General features: G+C 54.7%; 23 protein-coding genes and 1 tRNA gene. 7 read left to right on the forward strand and 17 right to left on the reverse strand.

Features of this window, described 5'->3' with window-relative positions; translation table 11 throughout:
- The 5 genes from BLM14_RS02280 to BLM14_RS02300 all read right to left on the reverse strand — a co-directional run bounded on the left by BLM14_RS02280 (window position 1) and on the right by BLM14_RS02300 (window position 3400).
- Window positions 1-750: an electron transfer flavoprotein subunit beta/FixA family protein gene (locus tag BLM14_RS02280; protein WP_099997913.1), complete on the reverse strand. Its 750-nt coding sequence runs from the start codon at window positions 748-750 to the stop codon at window positions 1-3.
- A gap of 194 nt (window positions 751-944) precedes the next feature.
- On the reverse strand, window positions 945-1706 hold the full coding sequence (locus BLM14_RS02285; protein WP_099997914.1) for a rhomboid family intramembrane serine protease: 762 nt from the start codon (window positions 1704-1706) through the stop codon (window positions 945-947).
- A gap of 18 nt (window positions 1707-1724) precedes the next feature.
- Window positions 1725-2306, reverse strand: coding sequence for a cob(I)yrinic acid a,c-diamide adenosyltransferase (locus tag BLM14_RS02290; protein ID WP_099997915.1), 582 nt, complete (start codon window positions 2304-2306; stop codon window positions 1725-1727).
- An 18-nt stretch (window positions 2307-2324) separates the two neighbouring features.
- The gene (locus BLM14_RS02295; RefSeq protein ID WP_099997916.1) at window positions 2325-2522 is read right to left on the reverse strand and encodes a twin transmembrane helix small protein; all 198 of its coding nucleotides are present in this window, start codon (window positions 2520-2522) and stop codon (window positions 2325-2327) included.
- Window positions 2523-2566: 44 nt separating this feature from the next.
- The gene (locus tag BLM14_RS02300) at window positions 2567-3400 is read right to left on the reverse strand and encodes an SDR family oxidoreductase (protein ID WP_099997917.1); all 834 of its coding nucleotides are present in this window, start codon (window positions 3398-3400) and stop codon (window positions 2567-2569) included.
- A gap of 99 nt (window positions 3401-3499) precedes the next feature.
- Between BLM14_RS02300 and BLM14_RS02305 the strand changes: the two genes are divergently transcribed.
- The gene (locus BLM14_RS02305) at window positions 3500-4354 is read left to right on the forward strand and encodes a YihY/virulence factor BrkB family protein (protein ID WP_099997918.1); all 855 of its coding nucleotides are present in this window, start codon (window positions 3500-3502) and stop codon (window positions 4352-4354) included.
- Here BLM14_RS02305 and BLM14_RS02310 read toward each other — a convergent pair.
- Window positions 4321-5205 carry a DMT family transporter gene (locus tag BLM14_RS02310; RefSeq protein WP_099997919.1) on the reverse strand — a complete coding sequence of 295 codons (885 nt, stop codon included), beginning with the start codon at window positions 5203-5205 and terminating at the stop codon, window positions 4321-4323. The two genes, BLM14_RS02305 and BLM14_RS02310, sit on opposite strands and share 34 nt — an antisense overlap.
- A 285-nt stretch (window positions 5206-5490) precedes the next feature.
- Window positions 5491-6354 (reverse strand): tRNA glutamyl-Q(34) synthetase GluQRS, encoded by an 864-nt coding sequence (gluQRS, locus tag BLM14_RS02315; protein WP_099997920.1) that lies wholly within the window; start codon window positions 6352-6354, stop codon window positions 5491-5493.
- Between the two features lie 80 nt (window positions 6355-6434).
- Between gluQRS and BLM14_RS02320 the strand changes: the two genes are divergently transcribed.
- Together BLM14_RS02320 and BLM14_RS02325 are read left to right on the forward strand one after the other, a co-directional pair.
- Window positions 6435-7079, forward strand: coding sequence for a DNA-3-methyladenine glycosylase family protein (locus BLM14_RS02320; protein ID WP_099997921.1), 645 nt, complete (start codon window positions 6435-6437; stop codon window positions 7077-7079).
- A gap of 109 nt (window positions 7080-7188) precedes the next feature.
- Complete coding sequence (locus BLM14_RS02325; protein ID WP_099997922.1) at window positions 7189-7746, forward strand: HNH endonuclease; 558 nt, start codon at window positions 7189-7191, stop codon at window positions 7744-7746.
- Between the two features lie 169 nt (window positions 7747-7915).
- Here BLM14_RS02325 and BLM14_RS02330 read toward each other — a convergent pair whose 3' ends face one another.
- Both BLM14_RS02330 and BLM14_RS02335 read right to left on the reverse strand, forming a co-directional pair.
- A complete protein-coding gene (locus BLM14_RS02330) occupies window positions 7916-8419 on the reverse strand; it encodes a disulfide bond formation protein B (protein WP_100000989.1) in 504 nt (167 codons plus the stop codon).
- A 32-nt stretch (window positions 8420-8451) separates the two neighbouring features.
- Entirely contained in the window at window positions 8452-9039 is a 588-nt protein-coding gene (locus BLM14_RS02335) for a YqaA family protein (protein ID WP_099997923.1), read from the reverse strand.
- A 273-nt stretch (window positions 9040-9312) separates the two neighbouring features.
- Here BLM14_RS02335 and BLM14_RS02340 point away from each other — a divergent pair.
- The 3 genes from BLM14_RS02340 (at window position 9313) to BLM14_RS02350 (ending at window position 11783) form a co-directional block, all read left to right on the forward strand.
- Window positions 9313-9397 (forward strand) — tRNA-Leu (locus BLM14_RS02340).
- Between the two features lie 175 nt (window positions 9398-9572).
- On the forward strand, window positions 9573-10781 hold the full coding sequence (locus BLM14_RS02345) for a tyrosine-type recombinase/integrase (protein WP_099997924.1): 1209 nt from the start codon (window positions 9573-9575) through the stop codon (window positions 10779-10781).
- A gap of 195 nt (window positions 10782-10976) precedes the next feature.
- Window positions 10977-11783 carry a TIR domain-containing protein gene (locus BLM14_RS02350; protein ID WP_237143442.1) on the forward strand — a complete coding sequence of 269 codons (807 nt, stop codon included), beginning with the start codon at window positions 10977-10979 and terminating at the stop codon, window positions 11781-11783.
- 286 nt (window positions 11784-12069) lie between these two features.
- Here BLM14_RS02350 and BLM14_RS02360 read toward each other — a convergent pair whose 3' ends face one another.
- The 7 genes from BLM14_RS02360 to BLM14_RS02390 all read right to left on the reverse strand — a co-directional run bounded on the left by BLM14_RS02360 (window position 12070) and on the right by BLM14_RS02390 (window position 19967).
- The gene (locus BLM14_RS02360) at window positions 12070-12789 is read right to left on the reverse strand and encodes a DUF5677 domain-containing protein (protein WP_099997926.1); all 720 of its coding nucleotides are present in this window, start codon (window positions 12787-12789) and stop codon (window positions 12070-12072) included.
- Window positions 12790-12916: 127 nt separating this feature from the next.
- The gene (locus BLM14_RS32600) at window positions 12917-13144 is read right to left on the reverse strand and encodes a helix-turn-helix domain-containing protein (protein ID WP_099997927.1); all 228 of its coding nucleotides are present in this window, start codon (window positions 13142-13144) and stop codon (window positions 12917-12919) included.
- 213 nt (window positions 13145-13357) lie between these two features.
- Window positions 13358-13840 (reverse strand): hypothetical protein, encoded by a 483-nt coding sequence (locus tag BLM14_RS02370; RefSeq protein ID WP_099997928.1) that lies wholly within the window; start codon window positions 13838-13840, stop codon window positions 13358-13360.
- A gap of 118 nt (window positions 13841-13958) precedes the next feature.
- A complete protein-coding gene (locus tag BLM14_RS02375) occupies window positions 13959-17774 on the reverse strand; it encodes an SIR2 family protein (protein ID WP_099997929.1) in 3816 nt (1271 codons plus the stop codon).
- A 116-nt stretch (window positions 17775-17890) separates the two neighbouring features.
- Window positions 17891-18439, reverse strand: a complete 549-nt coding sequence (locus BLM14_RS02380) for a hypothetical protein (protein ID WP_099997930.1) — start codon at window positions 18437-18439, stop codon at window positions 17891-17893.
- Window positions 18440-18601: 162 nt separating this feature from the next.
- The gene (locus BLM14_RS02385) at window positions 18602-19144 is read right to left on the reverse strand and encodes a hypothetical protein (protein ID WP_099997931.1); all 543 of its coding nucleotides are present in this window, start codon (window positions 19142-19144) and stop codon (window positions 18602-18604) included.
- 88 nt (window positions 19145-19232) lie between these two features.
- Complete coding sequence (locus BLM14_RS02390) at window positions 19233-19967, reverse strand: hypothetical protein (RefSeq protein ID WP_099997932.1); 735 nt, start codon at window positions 19965-19967, stop codon at window positions 19233-19235.
- Between the two features lie 242 nt (window positions 19968-20209).
- Here BLM14_RS02390 and BLM14_RS02395 point away from each other — a divergent pair, with 242 nt between their 5' ends.
- Window positions 20210-20764, forward strand: coding sequence for a recombinase family protein (locus tag BLM14_RS02395; RefSeq protein ID WP_099997933.1), 555 nt, complete (start codon window positions 20210-20212; stop codon window positions 20762-20764).
- A gap of 151 nt (window positions 20765-20915) precedes the next feature.
- Here the strand turns inward: BLM14_RS02395 and BLM14_RS02400 are convergent, their stop codons facing one another.
- On the reverse strand, window positions 20916-22373 hold the full coding sequence (locus BLM14_RS02400; RefSeq protein ID WP_237143508.1) for a DUF1254 domain-containing protein: 1458 nt from the start codon (window positions 22371-22373) through the stop codon (window positions 20916-20918).
- Between the last annotated feature and the right edge of the window lie 346 nt (window positions 22374-22719).

Here is a 22719-nt window from a genome sequence, read left to right on the forward strand (position 1 = left end):
CTAGAGAACGCCGGCTTCGTTCTTCAGCTTGCTGACGAGTTCAGCCACGTCCTTGACCTTGACGCCCGCCTTGCGGCCGCTTGGCTCTTCGGTCTTCAGCACCTTGAGGCGCGGCTTGGTGTCGACGCCGTAATCGGCAGCGGACTTTTCATCCAGCGGCTTCTTCTTGGCCTTCATGATGTTCGGCAGCGAGGCATAGCGCGGCTGGTTCAACCGAAGGTCGGTGGTGACGATCGCCGGCAGCTTGATCTCGATGGTCTGCAGACCGCCATCGACTTCGCGCGTGACCTTGGCGGAGCTTGTCCCGAGTTCGACCTTCGAAGCGAAGGTGCCCTGGCTCCAGCCGAGCAGAGCCGACAGCATCTGGCCGGTCTGGTTGGCATCGTCATCGATCGCCTGCTTGCCGAGAATGACCAGCTGCGGCTGTTCGGCGTCGACGACGCCCTTGAGAATCTTGGCAACGGCCAGCGGCTCGACGATATCGTCGACCTTGACGAGAATGCCGCGGTCGGCACCCATGGCAAGCGCGGTGCGGATGGTTTCCTGCGACTGCGCCGGTCCGATCGATACGACGACCACTTCCTCAACCTTGCCGGCTTCCTTCAGACGGAGCGCTTCCTCGACCGCGATTTCGTCGAACGGGTTCATCGACATCTTCACATTGGCAAGTTCAACGCCGGAGCCGTCGCCCTTTACCCTGATCTTCACGTTGTAATCGACTACCCGCTTTACCGGTACGAGGACTTTCATGGGGACTCCCTCTTATAAAAACGAAAGGCAGATTTAACCGCCTCGGTAACACACCCGCTTGCCGGATGCCGACATTGAGGTGAAAAAAACGACACTCTGGTGCCTGAGTTGCGCGGGACCGTAATTATGAGTGACGTAAAGGTCAATCGCCGACGTGCGCCTTACAAAACTTCAACCGATTGAATGATGCGCACTTATCGTCCCCATTTGATGGGCTCGGTTTCAGGGACCGCCGGTTCGGGGGATTTCTCGACCACCACGGCACGCGGCGAGACAATGGCCCGGTCAAACAGAGGGACGCTGCGGCGCTTGAGAATGACGATAAGCAAGGCACCTGCGATGATCCCGCCGACATGGGCGGGCCACGAAACCTGTTCCTCACCACCCCATGCAAGCATGAGAAACTGCAGTGCCACCCAAAGGGCAAGCGGGTAGAGCGCCGGAATCCGCAAGGGAATGCGGCCAAAGGCCAGAACCCAGACCCGGACCCGCGGGTGCAGCAGCAGATAGGCGGAGACGATGCCGGCAATGGCACCGGACGCACCGATGAGCGGTGCTTCGGAGTTGGGCAGGATCACGCCGTGCAGAAATGCACCGGCCGCGGCACAGAGAAGATAGAAAATCAGAAACTTGACGTGTCCAAGCGCGTCTTCGACATTGTCGCCGAAAACCCAAAGGAACAGCATATTGCCGCCCAGATGAAAAATATCGGCGTGGAGAAACGCGTAAGTGACATAGGTAAAATCCGGCGGCACGAAATAATAATTGTCAGGCAGAATCGCCAGATCGTGGATGACCGCAGGTATATAGCCGAGGCCGACGGCGGCAGCTTGCGCGTAATCGCCCGAGACACTCATCACGACGAAGACCAGCACATTGATGACGATCAGCGACAGGGTGACATATTGCAGCTTGATGTATTTGAGGCTGTTGGCGTCATGCAATGGAATGAACATCGGCGCCGGGTTCCCGTCTCAGCGATTGTGACCGGGCACCCATAACACGTCCCTGGCGCCATTGTCATTGACCACGCGGGCGGCGACAAAGAGAAAATCCGAGACACGGTTGATGTATTTCAGAGCGGCGGGGGTAACGCTCTCGTCAGGCTTTTGTGCGAGTTCCACCATATGCCGTTCGGCGCGGCGGGCGACGGTGCGGGCAAGGTGCAGCGCCGCGGAGGCGGGCGAGCCGCCTGGGAGGACGAAGGAGCGCAAGGGCGCAAGGTTTGCGTTCAACTGGTCAATGTCGGCCTCAATCCGCGAAACCTGGGTGTCGATGATCCGCAGCGGCTCGTAAGGCAGCGTCTGGCCGGTGTCCGGGGTTGCGAGATCCGCCCCGAGATCAAAGAGATCGTTCTGGATGCGCATGAGCATGGCGTCGAGTTCGGGAAAGTCTTTTTCCGTGTGCAGCCTGGCAAGGCCGATGCAGGAATTCGCTTCGTCCACGGTGCCGTAGGCTTCCACCCGCAGATCGTGCTTCAGACGCCGTTCGCCGCTGCCGAGGCCGGTGGTGCCGTCATCGCCTGTGCGGGTGTAGATCTTGTTGAGCTTGACCATGGGGACCTGTCCTCGTGACTAACCTGCCGAGCGATGGAAGTAGATGGCACCGACGATAAGTATGATGGCGATAAGCTGCAGGAAGATGCGCAATTGCATCATCTTGTTGGAGAAGTTGGCATCGCCGCCCTTCATCATGTTGCGCAGGCCAATGAGAAGGACAATCGTGACCGCGGCAATGGCGACGACTGCCAGAAACTTGAAGATGATATCCATGGGTACTTCCTTTCAGATCAGGCCGCCGTTGCTGACTGATCTTATCATGATTGGCTCGCAAGCATGCGGTATAGCGCACGTTTTGACAGAAATCTGCGGGCGAAGTCGGTAATTTTTGCCGGCCGGGTTACCAGATAATGGGGTCGCGGACGAGGATTTTCCAATGCGTCCTTGAGCACTGCATAGACTGCGTCTGGACCGAGCTTGAACTTCGACTTCGTGCCGCCGCCCGACAGCCGTGCGATCAGCCTGCGGTAGTCATCACGGTGGACGGAGGTTTCGATGTCGATGTGCTTTTTGAATTGCTCGAGCGCGTTATAGGTGAACCGCGTCGCGATGGGGCCCGGCTCGATGAGCGACATATGAATGCCCGAGCCTTCCAGCTCCATGCGCTGAACCAGCATCAGGCCTTCCAGCGCGAATTTGGATGCGACGTAGGCGCCGCGCCATTTCATCGGTACGAGGCCAAGGATCGACGAGCAATGGACGATCCGGCCGTGACCCTGCTTGCGCATCACCGGAACGATGTGCTGCGTCAGTTCATGCCAGCCGAAGAAATTGGCGTCGAATTGTTCCCGCAATCCGGCGATCGGCAGGTCCTCCACTGCACCCGGCAGGGAATAGGCGCCATTGTTGTAGAGCGCATCGAGGGTGCCGCCGGTTTCGTTCAGCACAGCCTCGACCAGGGCTGAAATCGATTCCGGTTCGCGATAGTCGAGATAGTGCGCCGACAGACCATCTGCTTTCAGCGCTTCGATATCCGCAGCTTGCCGCGCTGTGGCGAACACGGTCCAGCCATCGGCCTTCAGTGCCCGTGCGCAATAGGCACCTATCCCGCTGGAACATCCTGTGATCAAAATCGTTCTGGAACGGGCCATGTTTACCGGATGTTTCAACTAAAATGATCGAGTAAAAAAGACTTCACATATTCGCTGACGCCTTGCAATCTCGTCAGTCAAAGGGGCAAGTCATCATTGATGCGTAAAGTATATGCTTTTCTCCGGCGCGTGGCTGTTGATGCGGTAGGGCATTTTCTCAACGATGATGGTTGGGCCCTGGCCAGCCATGTCGCGCTGTCCGGCATGATGGCACTGTTCCCGTTCCTGATTTTCGCAACGGCGCTTGCCAGTTTTCTTGGTGCGAGCGCCTTTACCGATACAGCCGTCCACGTGATCTTCGACACCTGGCCGGAAGTGATCGCAACGCCGATCGCCCACGAAGTGCGCAACGTTCTCAATGTTCAGCGCAGCGGTCTGTTGACCATCAGTGTGATCGCGGCCGCCTATTTCGCCTCCAACGGCATTGAAGCACTGCGCGTTGCGCTCAACCGGGCTTACCGGGTCATCGATACGCGCTCGATCATCTATTGCCGCCTGCAAAGCCTGGGTTATGTCGTCGTTGCGACCATCGGTATCATGGCGATCAGCTTTCTGTTGGTTCTGGCGCCGCTGGCCGTCCGCATTGCCGAAAAATGGATACCGGAGATTGCGCTCGTGTCCGGAACGATCGGCTTCTGGCGCTATGTCATTGCAACAGGAGTGCTCGTCGTCGGCCTTCTGGTGGTGCATCTGTGGCTGCCGGCGGGGCGCCGGCGACTGGTCGATATCCTTCCGGGTATCCTGCTGACGCTCATCGCCTGGACTGCTGGCGCCACAATCTTTGCCAACTATCTTGAAACCTTCGCAACTTATGTGTCGACCTATGCGGGTCTGGCCTCGATCATGGCGGCCATCGTTTTCCTCTACATCATTGCCGCGATCTTCATCATCGGCGCCGAGATCAATGCCGCAATCATCCGCTATTGGGAAGGCAAGGCAGCCGAACGCCTCTGACCGGTCGACAGGGCGACGCCAAGTGTCGCGATGAACATCCCGAACAGCTGGAACAGTGTCAGCGTTTCACCGAAGAGTGCGTAGGCCATCAGGGCGGTGACACCCGGCACCAGATAAAACAGCGATGCGACCTTCGACACAGCGCCCTGGTTGATGAGAATCATCAGGAGCAGCACTGCACCAATGGAAAGGACGAACACCAGCCAGAACATGGCGAAGACCAGCGATCCGGACCAGATGATGATGTGCGTCTCGAACAGCAGCGAGAATATGCCGGTAAGTACCGCGGCACCGAGATATTGCAGCGCCGTTCCGGCCTTCAGGTCAATCGCACCGACAAAGCGCTTCTGCCATACCGTACCGGCGCTGATGGCAAGTACCGATACGATCGATGCGGTCACGGTCGCTGGAGTGATGCCGTCAGCGGAAATCGACAGTTTGGGCCAGAGGACCATGGCGACGCCGCTGAAGCCTACGGCCAGTCCGGCCCAGTGACGCGGCTGGATTGTCTCGCGAAGAGCCAGGCCGGCAATCAACGCCGTGATCAATGGCTGCAACCCGACAACGAGAGCCGACATGCCCGCCGGCAGTCCATTGTGGATGGCCCAGAAGACAGCTCCGAGATAGACGCCGTGTATGAGGCAACCGGCAATGATCGCATGCATGGCGCCGCGCTTGTTGGGCCAGCGGTTGCCGGCAAGGACCACCCAGATGCCAAGGATTGCCCCGGCAATGACAAACCGCGCCGTCAGAAACAGGAACGGCTCCATGTAAGGCATGGCGTAACGCGCGCCGATGAAGCCGGTGGCCCAGAGAACGACGAACAAGGCAGGGAAAAAGCGGACGGGCATGAGTTGGGAACCGGATCGGTAGGAGTACGCTGCTGTCTATATCAACAAATGCTGGACTACCAGTTGTTGTTTGTGGGCCAATGATTGGCGAGTGCTGGTGATGCCGATTATCTCTGCCCTTGTGGGGCAGTTAGCCCTTAGAAAATCCAAGTGAGGGGATAGGCTGATGTTTCCAAAATTCCCCTCTCTTGCGATTTCTAGCACTTAGCTCACGCTAAGATGCTGAAATCGCGTTCTCCCCCACAAGGGGGGAGATAACCGCGTGATCCATCGGCGATAAGCTGGCTATAACCCCACCAAGCGATAGATTTCTTGGCGCGTTTCGCCTTGAGAGCGCAATTCGCGCAGGGCTGTGTCCTTGCGGCTCTTCGAGAGTTTCTCGCCATCGAGATCGAGCACCAGCGCGTGATGATGGTAGACAGGCGGCTCGATGCCAAAAAGCCGCTGCAAGAGGCGGTGAACGCTGGTGGCATGAAAGAGGTCCCTGCCGCGCACGACATGGGTGATGCCCTGCAAGGCATCGTCTATGACGACGGAGAGATGGTAGCTCGTCGGCATGTCCTTGCGCGCGATGATGACGTCGCCCCAATCCTGCGGCCGCGCTTCGACGGTGTGTTTCTCAGGTGCCGTTTCGCTCCAGGAAAGCGGCTCGCCGATCTGCGCGATGGCACGGTCCATGTTCAGTCGCCACGAGAATGGTCGCCCCTCGCTGATCAGCTTTTCGCGCTCACGTTTTGATAGTTCTTTGTCGGCCTGCGGATAGAGCAGTGCGCCGTCGGGATCACGCGGCCAGTTGTTCTTGTCGCCAGCAATCCTTTCAATCTCGCGCTTGATGTCGCCGCGGCTGAGAAAGGCCGGATAAACAAGATCCATGCTGATCAGCTTGCTCAGCGCCTCCTGGTAGACCGCGAAATGTTCCGATTGACGGCGAACGGGCGTCTCCCACTCAAAACCGATCCAGTGCAAATCCTCGAGCATCGTTTGTTCGAGATCGGGCGTGCAGCGCTCACGGTCGATGTCTTCCATGCGCAGGAGCAATCGACCGCCCGTTGTGCGTGCCATTTGCTGGTTCAGCAAAGCCGAATAGGCATGGCCGAGGTGCAGATGGCCATTGGGACTTGGAGCAAAACGAAAAACAGGAACTGTCATGAGTGATGAGTGGCGTTCTTGCGTCAGTGTCTTACTGATTGATACGGTGTTTGCGAAACGAAGCAAAGCGAACGATTGAAATGCGCAGGATAGATACGCTCGATGATATCGCCGAAGGCTTGGAAGCCTTGCTGCAAACCCATCCGGAGCTTGGGGTCATCGCCGAGCGGGCAGGGCCGTTGCCGTTACGCCGTTCCGAGCCGGGTTTTGAAAGTCTTGCTTCGGTGATCGTCTCGCAGCAGGTCTCCAAGGCGAGCGCTGCGTCCATCTGGAACCGGCTGGTCAGTCTAATTGATCCATTGACGCCCGAAAACTATCTCGCGGGTGGTGAGGAGGCGTGGCGTCTTGCCGGTTTGTCGCGCGCCAAGCAGGCGACGCTTGCCCGCATCAGTGAAGCAATCATCACCAAAAAGCTGGACCTCTTCGATCTTTGCGACCGGCCGATCGATGAGGCAATGGAGGCGATGACAAGCGTGAAGGGCATCGGCCCGTGGACGGCGGAAGTCTATCTCTTGTTCTCGGCCGGACATGCGGATGTCTTCCCATCGGGCGATGTCGCGCTCCAGCACGCCTATGCCCATGCTTATCGCGAATCAGTGCGACCCGACTCAAAAGCGCTACGGCTTTTTGCCGAGCGCTGGTCGCCCTGGCGGGGTGTTGCAGCCCGACTTTTCTGGGCTTACTACGCCGCAACCCGTGGCCGCGATGGCACACCAATCGCATGAAGTTGAAATAACGGGGTTTTTCCTCAGCAATCACAGCAATTCGCTTCACATTCCTGTCACGTCCAGCTTACAATAATGGGGCCTGATGGTTGGATTGGGAGTTGATTCCTTGACAATAGCCGTCTCGCCGGACGGGTTACCGGCTCTGGTGCTCAATGCGGACTATCGTCCGCTCAGTTATTACCCCTTGTCGCTCTGGTCCTGGCAGGACGCGATCAAGGCGGTCTTTCTCGACCGTGTGAACATCGTCGCGGAATATGAGCACGAGGTTTCTTCGCCCTCCTTCGCCATGCGGCTGCCCAGCGTGGTGTCGCTCAAAACCTATATAAAACCCTCGCGAAACCCGGCTTTTACCCGATTCAACGTCTTTCTGCGGGACCGGTTCGAATGCCAGTATTGCGGCTCCGAGGAAGACCTGACATTCGACCACGTTGTTCCGCGCTGTGCCGGCGGCGAAACGATCTGGGAGAATGTCGTGGCGGCCTGTTCGCCCTGTAATCTTCGCAAAGGCGGGTTGATGCCCAACCGGGCCAAGATGTGGCCGCGGCAAAAACCCTATCAGCCCACGGTGCACGATCTGCACAATAATGGCCGCCTGTTCCCGCCAAACCATCTGCACGAAAGCTGGATGGATTATCTGTACTGGGATGTCGAGCTGGAACCTTAGAGACTTCGGCCAATCCACCCCGGTGGCCATCTGATGTGATTTTCTGCGCTTCCGGGACTCACGTACTATACGTACGCTGCGCTCCGGTTCTCGAAAACCGCACCAGCTGACTCACCTGGCTGAATTCTCAGAAGGTCTCAACAACTGCGCTTGAGGTTTAAGAAAGTATCTAGGCTTTTCTGGCGCCCCGGAAAGCGACGACCATCAGAATTAGGCTCGCGATTGCGTTCCAGCCGGCAAAGGAGAGGCCGAGCACACGCAGCGCCGCGGTATCGCATGCGGGCGGATGAACGGCATTCATGTCCTTCAGCAGATTACCCGCGTCGGTGGTGATCGACATGGATACCGCCGTGCAATCCGTCGGGCCGGCCCAGAACTTCCACTCGACGCCCGCATGGAAAATCGCCAGTCCCAGTCCGACGAGCATCAGAATTCCGCCGAGTGCAAGCAGCAGACGTGTAAGCCCGGCAGGCCACTTCAAGCCAGCCGAAGCCACAGCAACCACCATCAGTGGGATTCCGGCGTAATAGGGATAGCGTTGTTCCAGGCACAATTTGCAGGGAAGATAGCCGCCGATGTATTGAAAACCGAGTGCGGATCCGACTGTGACGATCATGGCCAGCAAGAGGAAGGCGGCGGTCTTGAAGTGAGTGGAGTTGCTGGTGGTAGCCATGATGTGTTTGACGTCCTCATTCATGATCTGGTTCACACATAATAATGGAACAAGGCATAGAGCAAAATTAGGACAGCCGCGGCCGCGCTTGCAATCAGGCCGAGCCGCTTCTCGATGAAGTGGCGGATCGGTTCGCCATAACGGCGCAGCAGCCAGGCAAGGAAGAAGAAGCGTGCGCCGCGTGCGATGATCGCCGAGGCGATGAACAGCCAGATATTGATCGCGGCAGCACCGGAAAGAATGGTCACGACCTTGATGGGCGGCAGGTGGGCAAGCCCCGATGTTACCAGCAGGAGCAGGATCGCATCGGCGCTCGTCGAGCCGCGCAGTTGTTCGAAAGCGTCGAGCTTGCCGTACATTTCGAGAATGGGTTTCGCCAAAGTCTCATAGGCATAGTAGCCGAGAAGCCAGCCGGCTATGCCACCGAGGACCGACGCAAGGGTTGCCACAAGCGCATAGCGATAGGCGCGATCAGGCCGTGCCAGCGCCATAGGCAGGTAAAGCACATCGGCCGGAACGAGGAACACTGAACTTTCAACGAAGGCGATGACGGCAAGCCAGACTTCCGCCGATTTGCGCGCGGCAAGTGACATCGTCCAATCGTAGAGTCTGCGCAGCATTGGTCGGTTCCTGTTGGGGGAGTTGTTTGGAAAAGCTGATGTTCCTTAGAGCAAACTTCACCCAAATGGAATCGTTTCACTCAAATTTTGCAACCCGGCCCCGCACTTTCGCTCGTTGCCTTGGCTCGCCTCTAGTGATGTTGCACAGGCACATCAACACACGAGTGCGTTATCGTTGAGAAAACAACTTATTGCTGTTGACCGAAGGCAGCCTCTGCATGTATTTGGCTTTTCACGGTCTTGGGTTCGCCCGTGACCTTACGCTTTTTGGCGGCCCCCTTGGCGGAATTGGTAGACGCGCCTGACTCAAAATCAGGTTCCGAAAGGAGTGCTGGTTCGATTCCGGCAGGGGGCACCAGCGACCCATTTCAAGACCTCTCACCACCACCCAAATCAGGCTTAAAATCCCAATTTTACTGGGTATTGGCGCTCCGAGAGCTCCCATTTGGTGTCATGACATCTCGATTTTTTGTTGGTACAACTGCGGGTACAGGCGCGATACCCTCAGAAATCGACGGAAGGCGATACCAACAATGCCGCTGACAGATACCCAAATCAAAAACATAAAGAAGCAGGACAAGCCGAAAAAATACAGTGACGGCGGCGGTTTGCATCTACACGTGACACCCACCGGATCGAAGCTTTGGCGGATGTCATACCGATACGAGGGCGCGCAAAAGCTACTTTCATTCGGGGTATATCCCGCCGTATCGCTCGCGGACGCCCGCAAAAAGCGCGACGACGCGAAAAAGCTTTTGGCGGCGGAAGTCGATCCCTCCGTGCAAGCCAAACTCGACAAAATCCACAAGCGGGCGGAGGCCGCGAACACGTTCAACGTGATTGCTGACGAATATCTCGCGAAGCTCAAAAAGGAAGGTAAGGCGGAGGCGACCTTAACAAAAAACCGTTGGTTGCTCGATCAGGTAAGGACCGATTTTGGGTCTAGACCGATTGCAAAAATCAGCGCTGCCGAAATCCTTGTTCCTTTGCGGGCTGTCGAGGCAAAGGGCAACTATGAGACTGCCCGGAGAACGCGTTCCTGCGTTGGGGCCGTGTTCCGCTTCGCAATCGCGACGGCGAGGGCTGAAAACGATCCCACGTTTGGACTGAGAGGCGCGTTGATCAATCCGGTTGTCAACCATCGCGCCGCTATCACCCAGAGGAAAGCTTTCGGCGGTTTGTTGCGGGCTGTCTGGGGATACGAAGGTACGGCAGAGGTGCGGCACGCGCTCATGTTGATGGCGCACCTTTACCCGCGTCCGGGTGAGTTGCGGCTTGCGGATTGGAGCGAGTTCGATCTGGACAAGGGTGTCTGGATCATACCGGCAGCGCGAACGAAGATGCGCCGCGAGCATGTCAAACCCCTGTCAGCGCAAGCGATCGAGATTTTGAAAGTTCAGCAATCCCTGACAGGCGGCGCGGGGCTTGTCTTCCCCTCTGTCAAATCGCGGTTGCGGCCTATCAGCGAAAACACATTAAACAGCGCTTTGCGTTTGATGGGGTTCACCCAAGACGAAATGACTTCGCACGGCTTCCGGGCGTCGGCGTCTTCGATCCTGAACGAAAGCGGGCTTTGGAGCGCTGACGCGATCGAGGCGGAGCTTGCGCATGTCGGCGCTGACCTTGTGCGTCGGGCGTATCATCGCGCTCAATATTGGGATGAGCGCGTGAAAATGGCGGATTGGTGGGCGAAGGAAATCGACGCTATGCGAACTAAAAAAACCGTCGTAGTGGCTAGGTAGATGAGGTTGTTAATGGGGATACAACAATATTTCCCGCAATAACACCTGATTTGCCTCTCGACACAGGTGATCCCCGCGTGCAGTTTTCTGAAAGTTTTCAACTGAAGGAACATAACCTTGGCACGCCGATCCACCCCAACGCCATCCGCCAAAGCGAAGCTGTCTCTGCTGGAAATGAGGAGAGGAGTACTTCGGGTGAAGAAGGCTCGCGATGCAGTGGAGGATTTCGACCCGGCAACGGTTAGCACAAAGGACCCTTATTCCTCAGTTCGTCCTTTAGAGAATTTAATTAAAAACGCCTTGAGCGAAACCTTTGGCGCGGAGACTGAGGAATACAATCGCTTTGTTAACGCGGCGCATTTTAACTGGCCGATAAACATGATGCACTCTACGCCTCATGCGGAGATAGTCAGCGCGCTAACCGAGGAACGACAAGACGCCCTCGATCTTTTAAATGCTGCAATCGACCTATTGACCGGGCGTATCGAAGACGCGGAAGAAGATGAAGCAACATCTTCTTCGCTCGCACAAACTTCCACCGCGCCACAGATATTGTCCAAACGCGTTTTTATCGTTCACGGTCACAAAGAGGGACCGAAGGAGGCCGTTGCACGATTTCTAAATAGCATCGGACTGATCCCGGTCATCCTACATGAACAGGCCAATAAAGGCAGAACGATTATAGAGAAATTTCGAGAAGAGGCGTCTCAGGTCGGCTTCGCAATTGTGTTAATAACTCCAGATGATGAGATTGTCCCGGGCGACCCCAGTAAGTCTCGCGCGAGGCAGAACGTTATATTCGAACTGGGGTTCTTCCTTGGTGCATTAGGTCCTGCGAAGGTTGCAGCACTTGTAACACGCCCAGTCGAAACTCCTAGTGACTACGATGGCGTTGTTTGGACGGACTACGATGGAGCTGGCGCATGGAAAATCCAAATCGCCAAGGAGATGGAGGCGGTTGGGTATAGCATCGATTGGAATAACGTTATGAGGGCGCGATGAAAGGCGCCACGAGATTGGCCGAAGGGCGTTAAGCCCCTCATGATTGACGACACTGAAAATTGGCGTTCACCGCGAGACGGGTCAATTGTACGGGGAAGGCAAACGCGCAAGTACGGTTAGCAGTCTGAATAACCTGAACAGCAATCACGATAATCGCAACTGGCGCGACCGTCTGGATGGCGATCGTGGACTTACTCCGCCATCTCCAAGGGATGAGTGACGCGAGTATGCTTTGACCGGCGTCTCGTAGGGGTGTGTGCTCGCCCATGGTTGATCAAAACGATTGTTAGCCGTCTCGTTCCTTCCGTAAAACGGCGAGACGGGCGTCGAGTTCAGCAAAATCGTCGTGTTTACCAGACTTGAAATATTGGTGGGTATCGAGGCTACTCGTTAGCAGAATTCCGGCAATGCTATCCAAAGTAACTGTGGGGTCATCGGGGTTGTAAATTACCACCTCAAGAGTTCCATTTAGCGCTTCGACGTGTCGGTCGTTCAAGGCTTGAATACCGTTGTGGCTGTCGTTACTCAGCAAATTGTAGATGGATCGGTACTCCTTACCCATTCCGGCCTTTTCGAAACGATCCTCAACTTTCAACGGTTTGAACCCTGCGAGCCTAAGCTCTTCCTTGGCCTGTTTGTATTCTGCGAGCTTCTCCTTAGCCCTGTCGTTGTCCGCAAAGCCCCCAAGATACTCGTTTTCCCCTTTGACACCTTCAGTCAGGAGTTTGATCCACTCCTTGTAAAACGAGGCTTTCATACCTTGGAGGTGTTGTTCGTTATTAAGGAGCGCCGCCAAGTCAACCCGCGCCTCTAGAAGAGAACGTAAGATCGCCCCCGTTCCGGCTGTTTTTTGGGCCTTCAACAGAATTGCTGCGCTCTCGGATTGTTCGAGAATTGTAGCGTACAAGCTCACGAGCGTCCGTTGGATTTCCTGTTGTGCGTCGAACTTCAAAGCCGGAACGAGTTCAAGCGCCTTGGCGTGTAGGTCCAAGATGTAGTTTAGCATGTTCAGCCCCTATGAATGCTCTCGACCAGCAATGCGAGATTGTAAAGGAAACTCAAGCAGTTTCGGCGCGCGCCAGCCCATCGACATATTTACGTTTGCTGCACAATTGATTTGTGGCTGGAGCATACTAGCTCTCGCCGCGAGGCTCCTGCCTCATCCCCAAAAACTCCCGCAGTGCGTCCCGGTTCACCAATCGGCGTTTTCCGATTTTGATGGACTTGATTTCCCCCTTCGCCTTCAGTTCGCGGACATACGAGACAGATAGCCCCGTCAACATCGCAGTTTCATGAGCGTTGTATGCCAGTTTGGTCGCAAGCGATGTCTCGGCCAGAACTTTGAGTGTGGTTTCTCGCATACTACCTCCTTCAGAAAGACTGAATGAAGTTGACGGCAAAACGACCACGAAGTCAAATGTGTATTCGACGCAAGTAATTGTTTTTGAAACACAATTTCTATTTGTTAATTTTCATGTTTTTTGGAGGGTAGCGAAATACCCTCCAATCTAGAGCTAGGTCACCCCGAACACCCCTGTCGGGGGGGCCACTATTGGGATTTTCCGCGACGCGCGTCATGCGCAGGTATGAACCGCTCCGGCCTTCACAAGCTCCGGCCACTTTGGCCCCAACGTTTCACGAGCTGAAATTGCTTGGCTAGCCCCGGGATCGGTGTTTTTCAGCATCTTAATTGCGAACCCTTGGTCGTGAGTGCCGGAGACGATAGTCGCGCCGGGGACGTAAGAAGTGGTTCCTTGATATGTTGCCATGTTGCCGTACGCGGTGGCAGTGCCGTAAGTCTGATAGTATCCCGGCATTTGGGATACGTGCACATTATTCGCGGCAGACGCCCCGGCGATCATGTATCGATCATATCCGGCCTTCAACGTTTCAATGGCCGCCTGTTTTTGCGCCACCTTCGCCGCCCCAATACCACCGCAGACCGGCGCAGCGGAAGTCTGCACGATTGCCGTGTCGGCGGACGTGCGAATTGTATTGCTTGCTGCGCACGCGCCGAGAAAGACGCATGGGAGCAAAGCCCCAAGTATTTTGATCATGTTTGGCCCCCTGCCAGAATTGGCGCGGGCAATACAGCAGTGGCGGAGTCACTGTACAATTAATGAATTGGAGCTATGGCGAACGAGCCTTGTTCATTTCTGGGCATCGGAGGTTAGGTTATCTCGAAAGCAGTTCGTGCAGCCGTTTCCACGCACGCGTATACCGTGCGCGGGGGGCACTTTCCGCGATGTCGTCTAAGACACTGCTCAGATCATGTGGCACGTTTCGGGGCTCAATCTCGATTATGCGATCAAGAACTTGGAGTACCTGCATTGGCCACCGTTTTGCCAGCGTTTCTCGCTCACTCTCGGCAGTTTGTCGGGCCTGTTTATAGAGAAACAGGTCCGGATATTCGACCGGCCTAAGAAAATCGTCCATCGCCTCGACTATCTCGGGGAACTTGTCGGGATCGTCTTCCGCAATTCGAAGCATCGTTTCTGTCGTGGCACTTGTTTGGAACTGAGCTTCCTGAGGCCAGACTTCACTAAAGAATCGTCTCCCGTAGGATTTCCACGAATCTTGCTCTATTATCTCTTTCAGGGTCCACAATGCCGCCTGTCTTCCAGCATCATCAAGTTCTTGGAGAGCTCTGCGGCATTGGGCGTTGGCAACGTATCGCTTGCTATACTTATTCCAGTAAGTGGCAATCATTAAGAACTTTGCAGCGTCTCGCCCCAGACGTTCTTCGACAAGCCAATCGGTCCGGCTTTCAAACAAACTTAGAAAATCACCTTTTAATGAGTTAAAGAGTTCGGTATTCTGTGGAACTCGGCCACCGAAGAGAATACCATTCCAAGCTGCTTCTGCACTTGGTGAACTAATCTTGAATATTGGAAGTACAGTGCGCTTTACCCATTTCGGGTCTATTTCGTAAAGCCACGCTAGACGCGAACCCAATAAGGTGGCGGCATGATCGGCACCCTCTCCGACCGCCTTAAGCGTTCGTTCAAGACGCAACGTTAATGTCTCCGGGAATTTCGACCCGCTTTTTAATTCGACTTGTGCCAGATTATCAAGCAGCGCTTCGACCAGTACTCCCACCGGTGCGTTGATGGCATGATCGATTGTCTTTCGCGATTTCTCTACGACGTGCCCTCCTACGGTTATCTCGCCCAGACCGCTTTCCGTCGCTTTGGCGCCGCTGGCGTCGAGTTCAGAAAATAGGCGGTCCCAAACATCAAGGAATAGAGGCGACATGGGAGCCACCCGCTTAGCCAGATGCGTTTTGACCCATGAGGCGATGTCATACCTTAAATCAAACTGGATGGAAGTCGGCAACTTAGAAACCCGGCGACTGCATAGTTCCAATAAACGGAGCGACGTATTCTCGGGCCAACCGTGCAGTAAGTCCCTCCAAAACGCTGTTGGAAATCTCCCGTGACGCTTCTCGAAACTAAGAGCAGCAATTGCACGGGCGGGTCTTTCGCTTACCAAGCCGGCAAATGGTGCGTACTCTACAAAATCCTCAAGGAACCTACCTGATCGCCTCTCGGCAGTTGGAATAATATCGGCCAAACTAAGGTCCAGTAGCTCATTGGCGTCCTCACGACGCTCAATACTTCCGCCGCGGCCGTCAAAGTCTCTGTCAGCATTTGTCTCCCAAGCTGGGTTCCAATTCGGTGAAGCGCGTTTTGCTTCTAGAACAGCCACCGCGTCCTCGGAAAGTCGGCAACCGTTTTGTTCAAGCCAACCCAACCGTTCGGCGATTAGAGATGTGTTTCTCGATTGAAAGTCTTCAGTGCTTTCGTGTTCGGATGGCTCGCGGCCTCTCCGGACGAGCTGTTCTATCTCAAATGCTTCGCTGGCGGAAAAGTCCCGCCAGCGATCACGAAGGAGATGGAGAAGCTCTCTCTGTAGGTGAATATTCCAAAAGGATTCGTTCCTCAGCGAAAGTACGCCGTCGGAGACCTCGGCCCCCGAAAAAAGCTCGCGCTTAGTCCAGGAGAATATTCTGAGTTTGTCGAATATATACTTTTCTTGTTCTGGCCACTGTTTGGCTTCTTTTTTTGCGTGGTCGGGATGCACAGCACACAATCTGTCAAACAGACTAACAGCCCAAGAGAACGTGCCTTCGATGCCCTCGTTGCGCACGAAGGGACGGCCCGGCCGTTCATCGGGATTAATCGCGGGCAAATGAAAGAACCGCGATCGGTCGCCCGTCTCGGCTAGTAGCCCGGACGCATGTTCAAGAGATGCGCGTACAATTCTGAAAACGTCTGGAAGTATTTCGTCTGGCGTTTCGATATCGGCGCCGTGTCGAGATGTGTATTGCACTTCCAATCGAACAAGATCGGTCACATCAGTTACGAATTCGGCATTGGGGGGTGTAGCGGTTCGCCGCGCATAACGGCTCAAGTTGAGCCTTGGCCAAACTACCCCCTCGAACAAACGGAGTATGGTAGGCGTCCACCCTTCACGGACCAAACGCCTCGTAAAACCAAACCAAGCATTATCATGAACATCTATACCAATGGATTTCTGGATTTCGGCTAGGAGGCTCCAAGATCTCAACGGCCCAGCTTCAAAATTCACGCCGTGCCCCTCAAGACGTCGATTGACGCCCGTCATTAATTCGGGGTGCAGTTGTCGTTGCCTTGTCGCCCACCATATGGCTGCGGGCTCGTGCGCTACTCGTTCAAACCAGTGCGAAAGAAATTGGAGCCTTCGCGGGAAAGGCGTGCTCTGTGGGAGGTTAAAGCCCGACAATCTCGTATACGCTGAGCCTCCACTATCCTCCGGCAAAGAACCAAGCAGGTCTATACCTTCTATTTGCGCTCGATTGTTGGAGGGGTCCGGGCGTGGCGGGTCGTGGTCCAGACCATATTCGACCAATGGATCAACTTGTTCCTTTTTATCGTCCCATCCTTCTTCTGATGGCTCACCATACCGTGCAAACTTATCGAAGACGCAAAGCCACTCGGCTGACGGGGCCGGATCGGTAGTAGCAAATGCTTTTGCCCCTTTCCGATTAGAAACCAAAGACGCGATTTGGCCTCGTTGAAAGGCCATGAGATCGCGAGGGCTTTTTTGAGCGAGTTTCAGAAGGTCAGTCGTCCATAAGCCGGGGTCATCTGATCGTGTAGCCCACAATTCCAAGGTGCCCCAGAGGTCGTCAAAGCTGTCAAATGGTATACCTTGTACCCCAAGATCGCGCCACTTCGCCCGGACGGTTCGCTCATCACCCCGATCAAAAGCATAGATTGTTCGCAACTTTGCGGACGTGCTTGCGTTGAGGCCCTCCAGTAAGTAGCGAATTGGAGGGTCACCCGCCGAATAGCCCAACAACACAACGACGCGTTGCTCCAAAAGCTTTCGGATGAAATTGGTTGCCCAGCCATCTGCCAAATACGCGCGACCGAAGTCGCTGGAACCAAGAATAAGTGCGCTTGATTTCCGTTGCCTATCCGCTGCCGATCTTAGACGCCCGTGAAGATAAACAATACCAGTAGGGGGCTGATCAACCATAATATCAGGCAACATTGGCGGGACCCAACGCGTCAAACCTTTTTGGGCCTGCTCGAACAACAGGTCGAAGTTGGTGGTAATTACAAATGGATTGCCATCAACGTCTTTCGATAGTCGCAACACCGTCTTATGCTTTGAAGCATCGATTGTTCGCTTTGACCGCAATAGTTGCGTTACTTCTTTCTCAACCTTTTCCGATGTGTATTCTCTTTGGATCATCCCAAACACTTGGTCCAAAGGCGGCGCCAATTCGGGATCATCCGCAGCAAGAGCAGCGCGCATTTGTGTCATTATTTTTGCGGAGGGATGGGCCCCGAGTTTTTGTATAGTCTTCTTTGTTAAATCGAAGAAGCTCGGCAAACCAGCGGGGATGGAAATTCCTGCGCCGCAAAAGAACACTACTTCCCCTTGTTCTTGTTGAATCAAAAGTTCATTTGGTATGTTGGGACCTTCGGCTGAAAAACGCAAAGATATGCTCCAAGGGTTGCTAATTGCACGGCACTAATTGTGTGATCATGCATAGAAACCTTGAGTCGGGATAGGCCTACAAGGGCCATTTGCGGGCCCGCTCGGGGTAACGCCCCTCAACGGATATCTGTGGTTGCTGACATGAATTTCAAATTGGCCTTGTACCAAGAGTGGCCCCACAAGTAGCGATCGCAATCGCGCAAGGAAAAGCCTTCTGGGGCCTGCCCCCGCACCCGTTTGCGGAATTGGTTGTAGCCGTCCCAGATTGAATCAAAATTCGTTCTGTTGGCGAGCTTGATACCGACTTCCTCACCAACCCGAAAATCATAGACTGTGAATTGTTCGGGGTAGAGAATGGTCAATATGGCTGTTGCCGTCGGCAAGCGAAAATCCCAATCCTGCATCAGAAAGCGCAATTGCTCCCTTTCATCGGGCGCCCGGAATAAACCCTCGGCTATCGCAGCAACAGCCCGCTCAAATGTTCCAGATTTTTTTATAAGACGATCGCGCTGGTGCGTTTTCTTTCGGTTAGCTTTCCATACAAGGATCGAGAAGAAACCAATTGGCTCGATGGCTCCGCTATTGCGAAAATTAGGTCCAACGACTTCGAGAAGATAACGCTCTAGATCATAGTATTGGCGGTAGTCGATACTCGCTGTGATCACTAATATGCCTTATCGGTTCGCATTGTTGGTGTCTCTGATTTGATTCAAGCATTCAAATCCACAGTTTTGCAATTTTTTTATGTAGCGAGATAAGGAGCTAATCTAGAACTAGCACCCGTCATAACCCCCTACCGGGGGGGTAAATACAATCGCCACAATATATCAAAGGGTGACTGACCAAACTTTGACACCGTGTTGTTCAAACTGCTCAAGCCGCTCGGTTCGTTCGAACTTTGGAACCATGAAGAAAACGTACCGGTTCAACTCGCCGCGTAGCGCTAACTTCGCTAGATCTTTCTGTAGTTTTCGATTGCTGTTGACGCTGACGGCTGCGAATATCTCTGCCCCCACCAAGTCGGGTTCGATACTCATTATATCGAGGTCTTGCGACGCGTGCGCGCCGGGTGCTAGCGCGTAACCGCCTGCTTCTGGATGAAGTGCGAGTAATTGTTTTGCAGCCAGCAATGCAGTCGCGAATGTCCAAGTTTGATTGATCTGCTCAACTATATTCAATGGACGATCGTCAAGCGGATGGAACCCCACCGGACCGAATTTCATCTGTTTGAACAATTCGAGCGGTTCGCCTGAGAAGGAAGCAATCCAGTTGTGCGCACGCGCCGCCGAAGCACGAACTTCGTCCAACAAAAGATCGGCCTCTGTGGTGGAACGTATGATAATGAGGGAACTGCGTGAGACTGTCTTCATAGACCGCCGCTTGTACGATGGGTTGTTGGCATAGCTCGAGGGAGCACGTCGATATTCAGCAGGTTACCTTCCGTAGGATGGGGCCTATTCAAAAGGGTATCTCGTCGTCGTCCTGTAATGGTCGGGAGAACGCGCCGTCCTTTTTGGTGCTCGGTGGTGCGGGGGCAGGCAAAGCTTTGGGAACGGGTGGTGCTCCTAGCCGCGCGTTCTCCGCGTCTTCTGCTTCCTTGTCCTGCCCGATAAGGCTAGCGATGGTGGTAATCGCCTCCGGGGCGTCGGCTAAGAAGCTCGCCCCCGTTGTAATGCCAACGCTTATGAACGCGATAATTGCCATCGTCTTCGCGAAGCTTACACGAGGTTCATTAATCTCAGCCGCGAGCGCATTCAGCTTGTCGATTAAGGAGCGTCGTCGCGCGTCGGGCATGTCAGCGTTCTCTATAACATCCCTCAACTTTCGCATTTGTAACTCTATGCGCCCCCTCGTGCGCGCGGAGAGGCGTACAGAACCGGCCTGATTGGGCGTGCGCCTCAACCGTATACGCGTTGATGCTGCGCTGGCGTCGAGCATGAACCGATTTAGGCCTTCCGATGGGTCACTCAAATGAGAAGGATACTCTACACCTTGGATGCCGAGTTCGGTCGCTGCTGTCGCTACCAAGGTCATGTATTGGGAGCGTATTAATGCATCGAAGGAGGCGGGCGTTTCGTGTGAGATAACGCTGTTCATGTTGCGTCTGCACGTTGCTTCGATAATGACAAACTTCAGTTCCGGTTCTTCGGGAAGATTGTGGTAATCCTCTTCCGTCATCAGATCAAATTCCATGCACGTCCCTCCTACTATGTTCGCAATATAATGGTGACTAATCGATTGCGCCATCTAACGCGAAGGCTGTCCCCAAGCGCGTTTGCTTTTGCAGCTTCGCGCCTTCGTGTGGTCTCGTTTGGGTATACTCCAGCGAGGCGGTGCGATGAGACGGTTTTTATGTCTCAATAGGGTTGACTACAATATTGCAAGACACTAATCACTAAGGGTCTAGAGCCAAATGAGACAGGAGACCCACTTCTATGCCTACCTATGGATATGCCCGCGTCAGTACCACCGAACAGGATTTGACTATTCAGCGCGAAGCTCTTCGTAATGCTGGCTGCGAGATCATACGCGAAGAGAAGCGCTCAGGAACAACGCGAGAGGGTAGGCAAGAGCTGGATACTCTCCTCGCTTTCCTTCGTCCCGGAGATACTCTGATCGTCACGCGTGTTGATCGTCTGGCGAGGAGCATCGGCGACCTCCAAGACATCGTACGCGCGTTGAAGGCCAAGGGCGTAGCTGTCAAAGCAACTGAGCAACCCATCGACACGAGCACGGCGGCCGGAAAGGCCTTCCTCGACATGCTCGGCGTGTTTGCGGAATTCGAAACGAATCTCCGAAAAGAACGACAAATGGAGGGGATCGCAAAGGCCAAAGAGGCAGGAGTTTACAAGGGCCGAAAGCCGTCCATCGATCCTATGACGGTCAAAGCTCTTCTTGGGGAGGGGCTCGGGGCCACCGATATTGCGAAGAGGCTCGGTATAGGGCGCGCCAGCGTATACAGGGTCATAGGCAGCGAGGGGATTGAATGACGGGCGAACCTCATCAGGGTCACCCCATTTCCGCATCACGCCACGAAGATGCTTGTGCACTAGCAAATCACAGTTTTCCGACGTTCCGCTCTAAAGCGGTCGCTGGCGCGGAACTTGAACCTAATCCACGCCAGCATTTCTGCTTGAAAACTCACTGAGCCACCAAACTTGGAACCTGCACCGCCTTCGTGACCGGCGGCGGGTTCCATTTGCCAATGAGCACCTCGGATTTCGGAGCGTACATGCGCATCAACAAATTAAATGGCGTCTTGGGCGCAGGAAGCCAGTTGGCTTCCTTGTCCTTCCCCGGGCTCTCATTCTGGATATAAAGATCAAGGGAGCCATCTGCATTGTATTCGAACGGCATCCAGCTGCTGACCGCAAAGCGGTTCAGGCTGTTTCCAACCTGAAATCCCTCTGTATCGTAAAGGGTAATTGACCAGAAAGCGCTCACCGGAGGCATGGCGTTTTTTTCAAAAGTTAAGGTGTATTTGTTTGCGCCATCAAGCGGCTTCCCGGATTCATCGGCGAGATTCATCGGGTAAATGGCGTCCTCGGGCACATTCGCTCCAAGTCCCTGCTGAGCAAGAATAGCTCGCTTCAAATAATAGGTGCCGTATACACCCACAGTATCGGTGTTCATCGCCCAGCCGTTCGCCACCCGAGCCAGCGTCGGCAGCTTCCATATCATCAGCCTCTGGGCATCTTGCGGTGCACTCTCCAGCGCCTTCTGAACGGCCGGATCGAGCTTGCTCATGTCAAAGCTTTTGCCTGGCTCAATTCCGATCTTCTTCATCTGTGCGAGGATGGGTTCGTCGGTAATGTGCGGAGGCTCAACCTTGAGCAATTCGGCCGCGTAGGTGAAGTATTTATCGGCTGCCATGGTGTCAACTTGGGTCTTTGGCGGGGTCTTCATATCGATGTTCGGGTCGATTTTAACCTCGACAGGCTTAGGGGTCTTCCCCCACTCCGAGAGCAACGTGACCTTATACCCGTCTTGAATTTTATGAACCGCATCGTAGTCCGGCGGGCCGTCGGTCTTGGTGCGGCCGATTACCCAGACATGTGGCGTTGGCGCATCAATGCGCTGAGTGCCTTCCGGAAGCTTGAACTCGTCGATAAACTTGTCCCGCAAATCCGGCCTCCAGCCCGGCGGCGTCACCAGAAAATTGCCCGCTTGCGTACCCGTCGTTCGCCAACCCGGCGATGCAAACGCATCAGTCCACATGTCCAGCATCGGCAGAAGATAATAACGTCCATCGGTATCCGGGGCAGTGATGACGACAGGCTCCTTCGTCATGTCGAGCCATGCAATGGAATACAGGGTATCAAAGTTGGAGCGGACAACACCCTTGAAATCCGCTGGCGGGTAGGCGGGAACGTTGGTGAACATGTTCATCGGGCCTTTGCCAAACACCTTGCCCGGTTCGACATTGGTGAATGTCGTTCGGGAAATGTCCATCGACAAGAGCGGATAGAAATAAATATAGGCGTCCACTGCAATCGCGTGTGCCTCCTCCTCGGTGATTGCTGGCTGTGAGCTTTGAGCTATCGCCCCTTGCGTTAGTGTTGGGCCTAAAAGAAGACCCAAGCATAGTGCAGTCGCCATCCTGTTCATGTCGTCCTCCTGTTTGCGACCCAGATTGCTTTTGGCGTCATCGGCGCAGTCGTCGCTGGCTCCTTGTCGGTGGCAGGGCGGATACGGCTCGTAACCGCCTAAAACAAAAAATCGGCAATTAACGTCACGTTCGACCTAGCGGTCGTATTCATAAATCGTGCAACGGACTTCCATTGAAGGAATCCATCGAGGGTCAGTCTGGCTTCTAAGAATATCAGCAAAGCAACGCAATAATGTGTCACAGAGCGCGGTGCTACCGAACAAGATTGATCAGTCAGCGAAAACACAAGTACGTTACTGTAACAAACGCCCCTTGTGAGCAGAACATACCTTTGGT

Origin of the sequence: Phyllobacterium zundukense (genome assembly GCF_002764115.1) — a bacterium.
Lineage (GTDB): Bacteria > Pseudomonadota > Alphaproteobacteria > Rhizobiales > Rhizobiaceae > Phyllobacterium > Phyllobacterium zundukense.

Excerpts from the sequence above, each read along its gene's own strand:
- BLM14_RS02360 (WP_099997926.1), bottom strand. The coding sequence starts at position 12,789 with ATGCTAAACTACATCTTGGACCTACACGCCAAGGCGCTTGAACTCGTT.
- BLM14_RS02385 (WP_099997931.1), bottom strand. The coding sequence starts at position 19,144 with ATGAAGACAGTCTCACGCAGTTCCCTCATTATCATACGTTCCACCACA.
- BLM14_RS02290 (WP_099997915.1), bottom strand. The coding sequence starts at position 2,306 with ATGGTCAAGCTCAACAAGATCTACACCCGCACAGGCGATGACGGCACC.
- BLM14_RS02310 (WP_099997919.1), bottom strand. The coding sequence starts at position 5,205 with ATGCCCGTCCGCTTTTTCCCTGCCTTGTTCGTCGTTCTCTGGGCCACC.
- BLM14_RS02330 (WP_100000989.1), bottom strand. The coding sequence starts at position 8,419 with ATGGCTACCACCAGCAACTCCACTCACTTCAAGACCGCCGCCTTCCTC.
- BLM14_RS02295 (WP_099997916.1), bottom strand. The coding sequence starts at position 2,522 with ATGGATATCATCTTCAAGTTTCTGGCAGTCGTCGCCATTGCCGCGGTC.
- BLM14_RS02305 (WP_099997918.1), top strand. The coding sequence starts at position 3,500 with ATGCGTAAAGTATATGCTTTTCTCCGGCGCGTGGCTGTTGATGCGGTA.
- BLM14_RS02320 (WP_099997921.1), top strand. The coding sequence starts at position 6,435 with ATGCGCAGGATAGATACGCTCGATGATATCGCCGAAGGCTTGGAAGCC.
- gluQRS (WP_099997920.1), bottom strand. The coding sequence starts at position 6,354 with ATGACAGTTCCTGTTTTTCGTTTTGCTCCAAGTCCCAATGGCCATCTG.
- BLM14_RS02280 (WP_099997913.1), bottom strand. The coding sequence starts at position 750 with ATGAAAGTCCTCGTACCGGTAAAGCGGGTAGTCGATTACAACGTGAAG.
- BLM14_RS02345 (WP_099997924.1), top strand. The coding sequence starts at position 9,573 with ATGCCGCTGACAGATACCCAAATCAAAAACATAAAGAAGCAGGACAAG.
- BLM14_RS02335 (WP_099997923.1), bottom strand. The coding sequence starts at position 9,039 with ATGCTGCGCAGACTCTACGATTGGACGATGTCACTTGCCGCGCGCAAA.
- BLM14_RS02300 (WP_099997917.1), bottom strand. The coding sequence starts at position 3,400 with ATGGCCCGTTCCAGAACGATTTTGATCACAGGATGTTCCAGCGGGATA.
- BLM14_RS02370 (WP_099997928.1), bottom strand. The coding sequence starts at position 13,840 with ATGATCAAAATACTTGGGGCTTTGCTCCCATGCGTCTTTCTCGGCGCG.
- BLM14_RS02285 (WP_099997914.1), bottom strand. The coding sequence starts at position 1,706 with ATGTTCATTCCATTGCATGACGCCAACAGCCTCAAATACATCAAGCTG.
- BLM14_RS02400 (WP_237143508.1), bottom strand. The coding sequence starts at position 22,373 with ATGGCGACTGCACTATGCTTGGGTCTTCTTTTAGGCCCAACACTAACG.
- BLM14_RS02390 (WP_099997932.1), bottom strand. The coding sequence starts at position 19,967 with ATGGAATTTGATCTGATGACGGAAGAGGATTACCACAATCTTCCCGAA.
- BLM14_RS32600 (WP_099997927.1), bottom strand. The coding sequence starts at position 13,144 with ATGCGAGAAACCACACTCAAAGTTCTGGCCGAGACATCGCTTGCGACC.
- BLM14_RS02395 (WP_099997933.1), top strand. The coding sequence starts at position 20,210 with ATGCCTACCTATGGATATGCCCGCGTCAGTACCACCGAACAGGATTTG.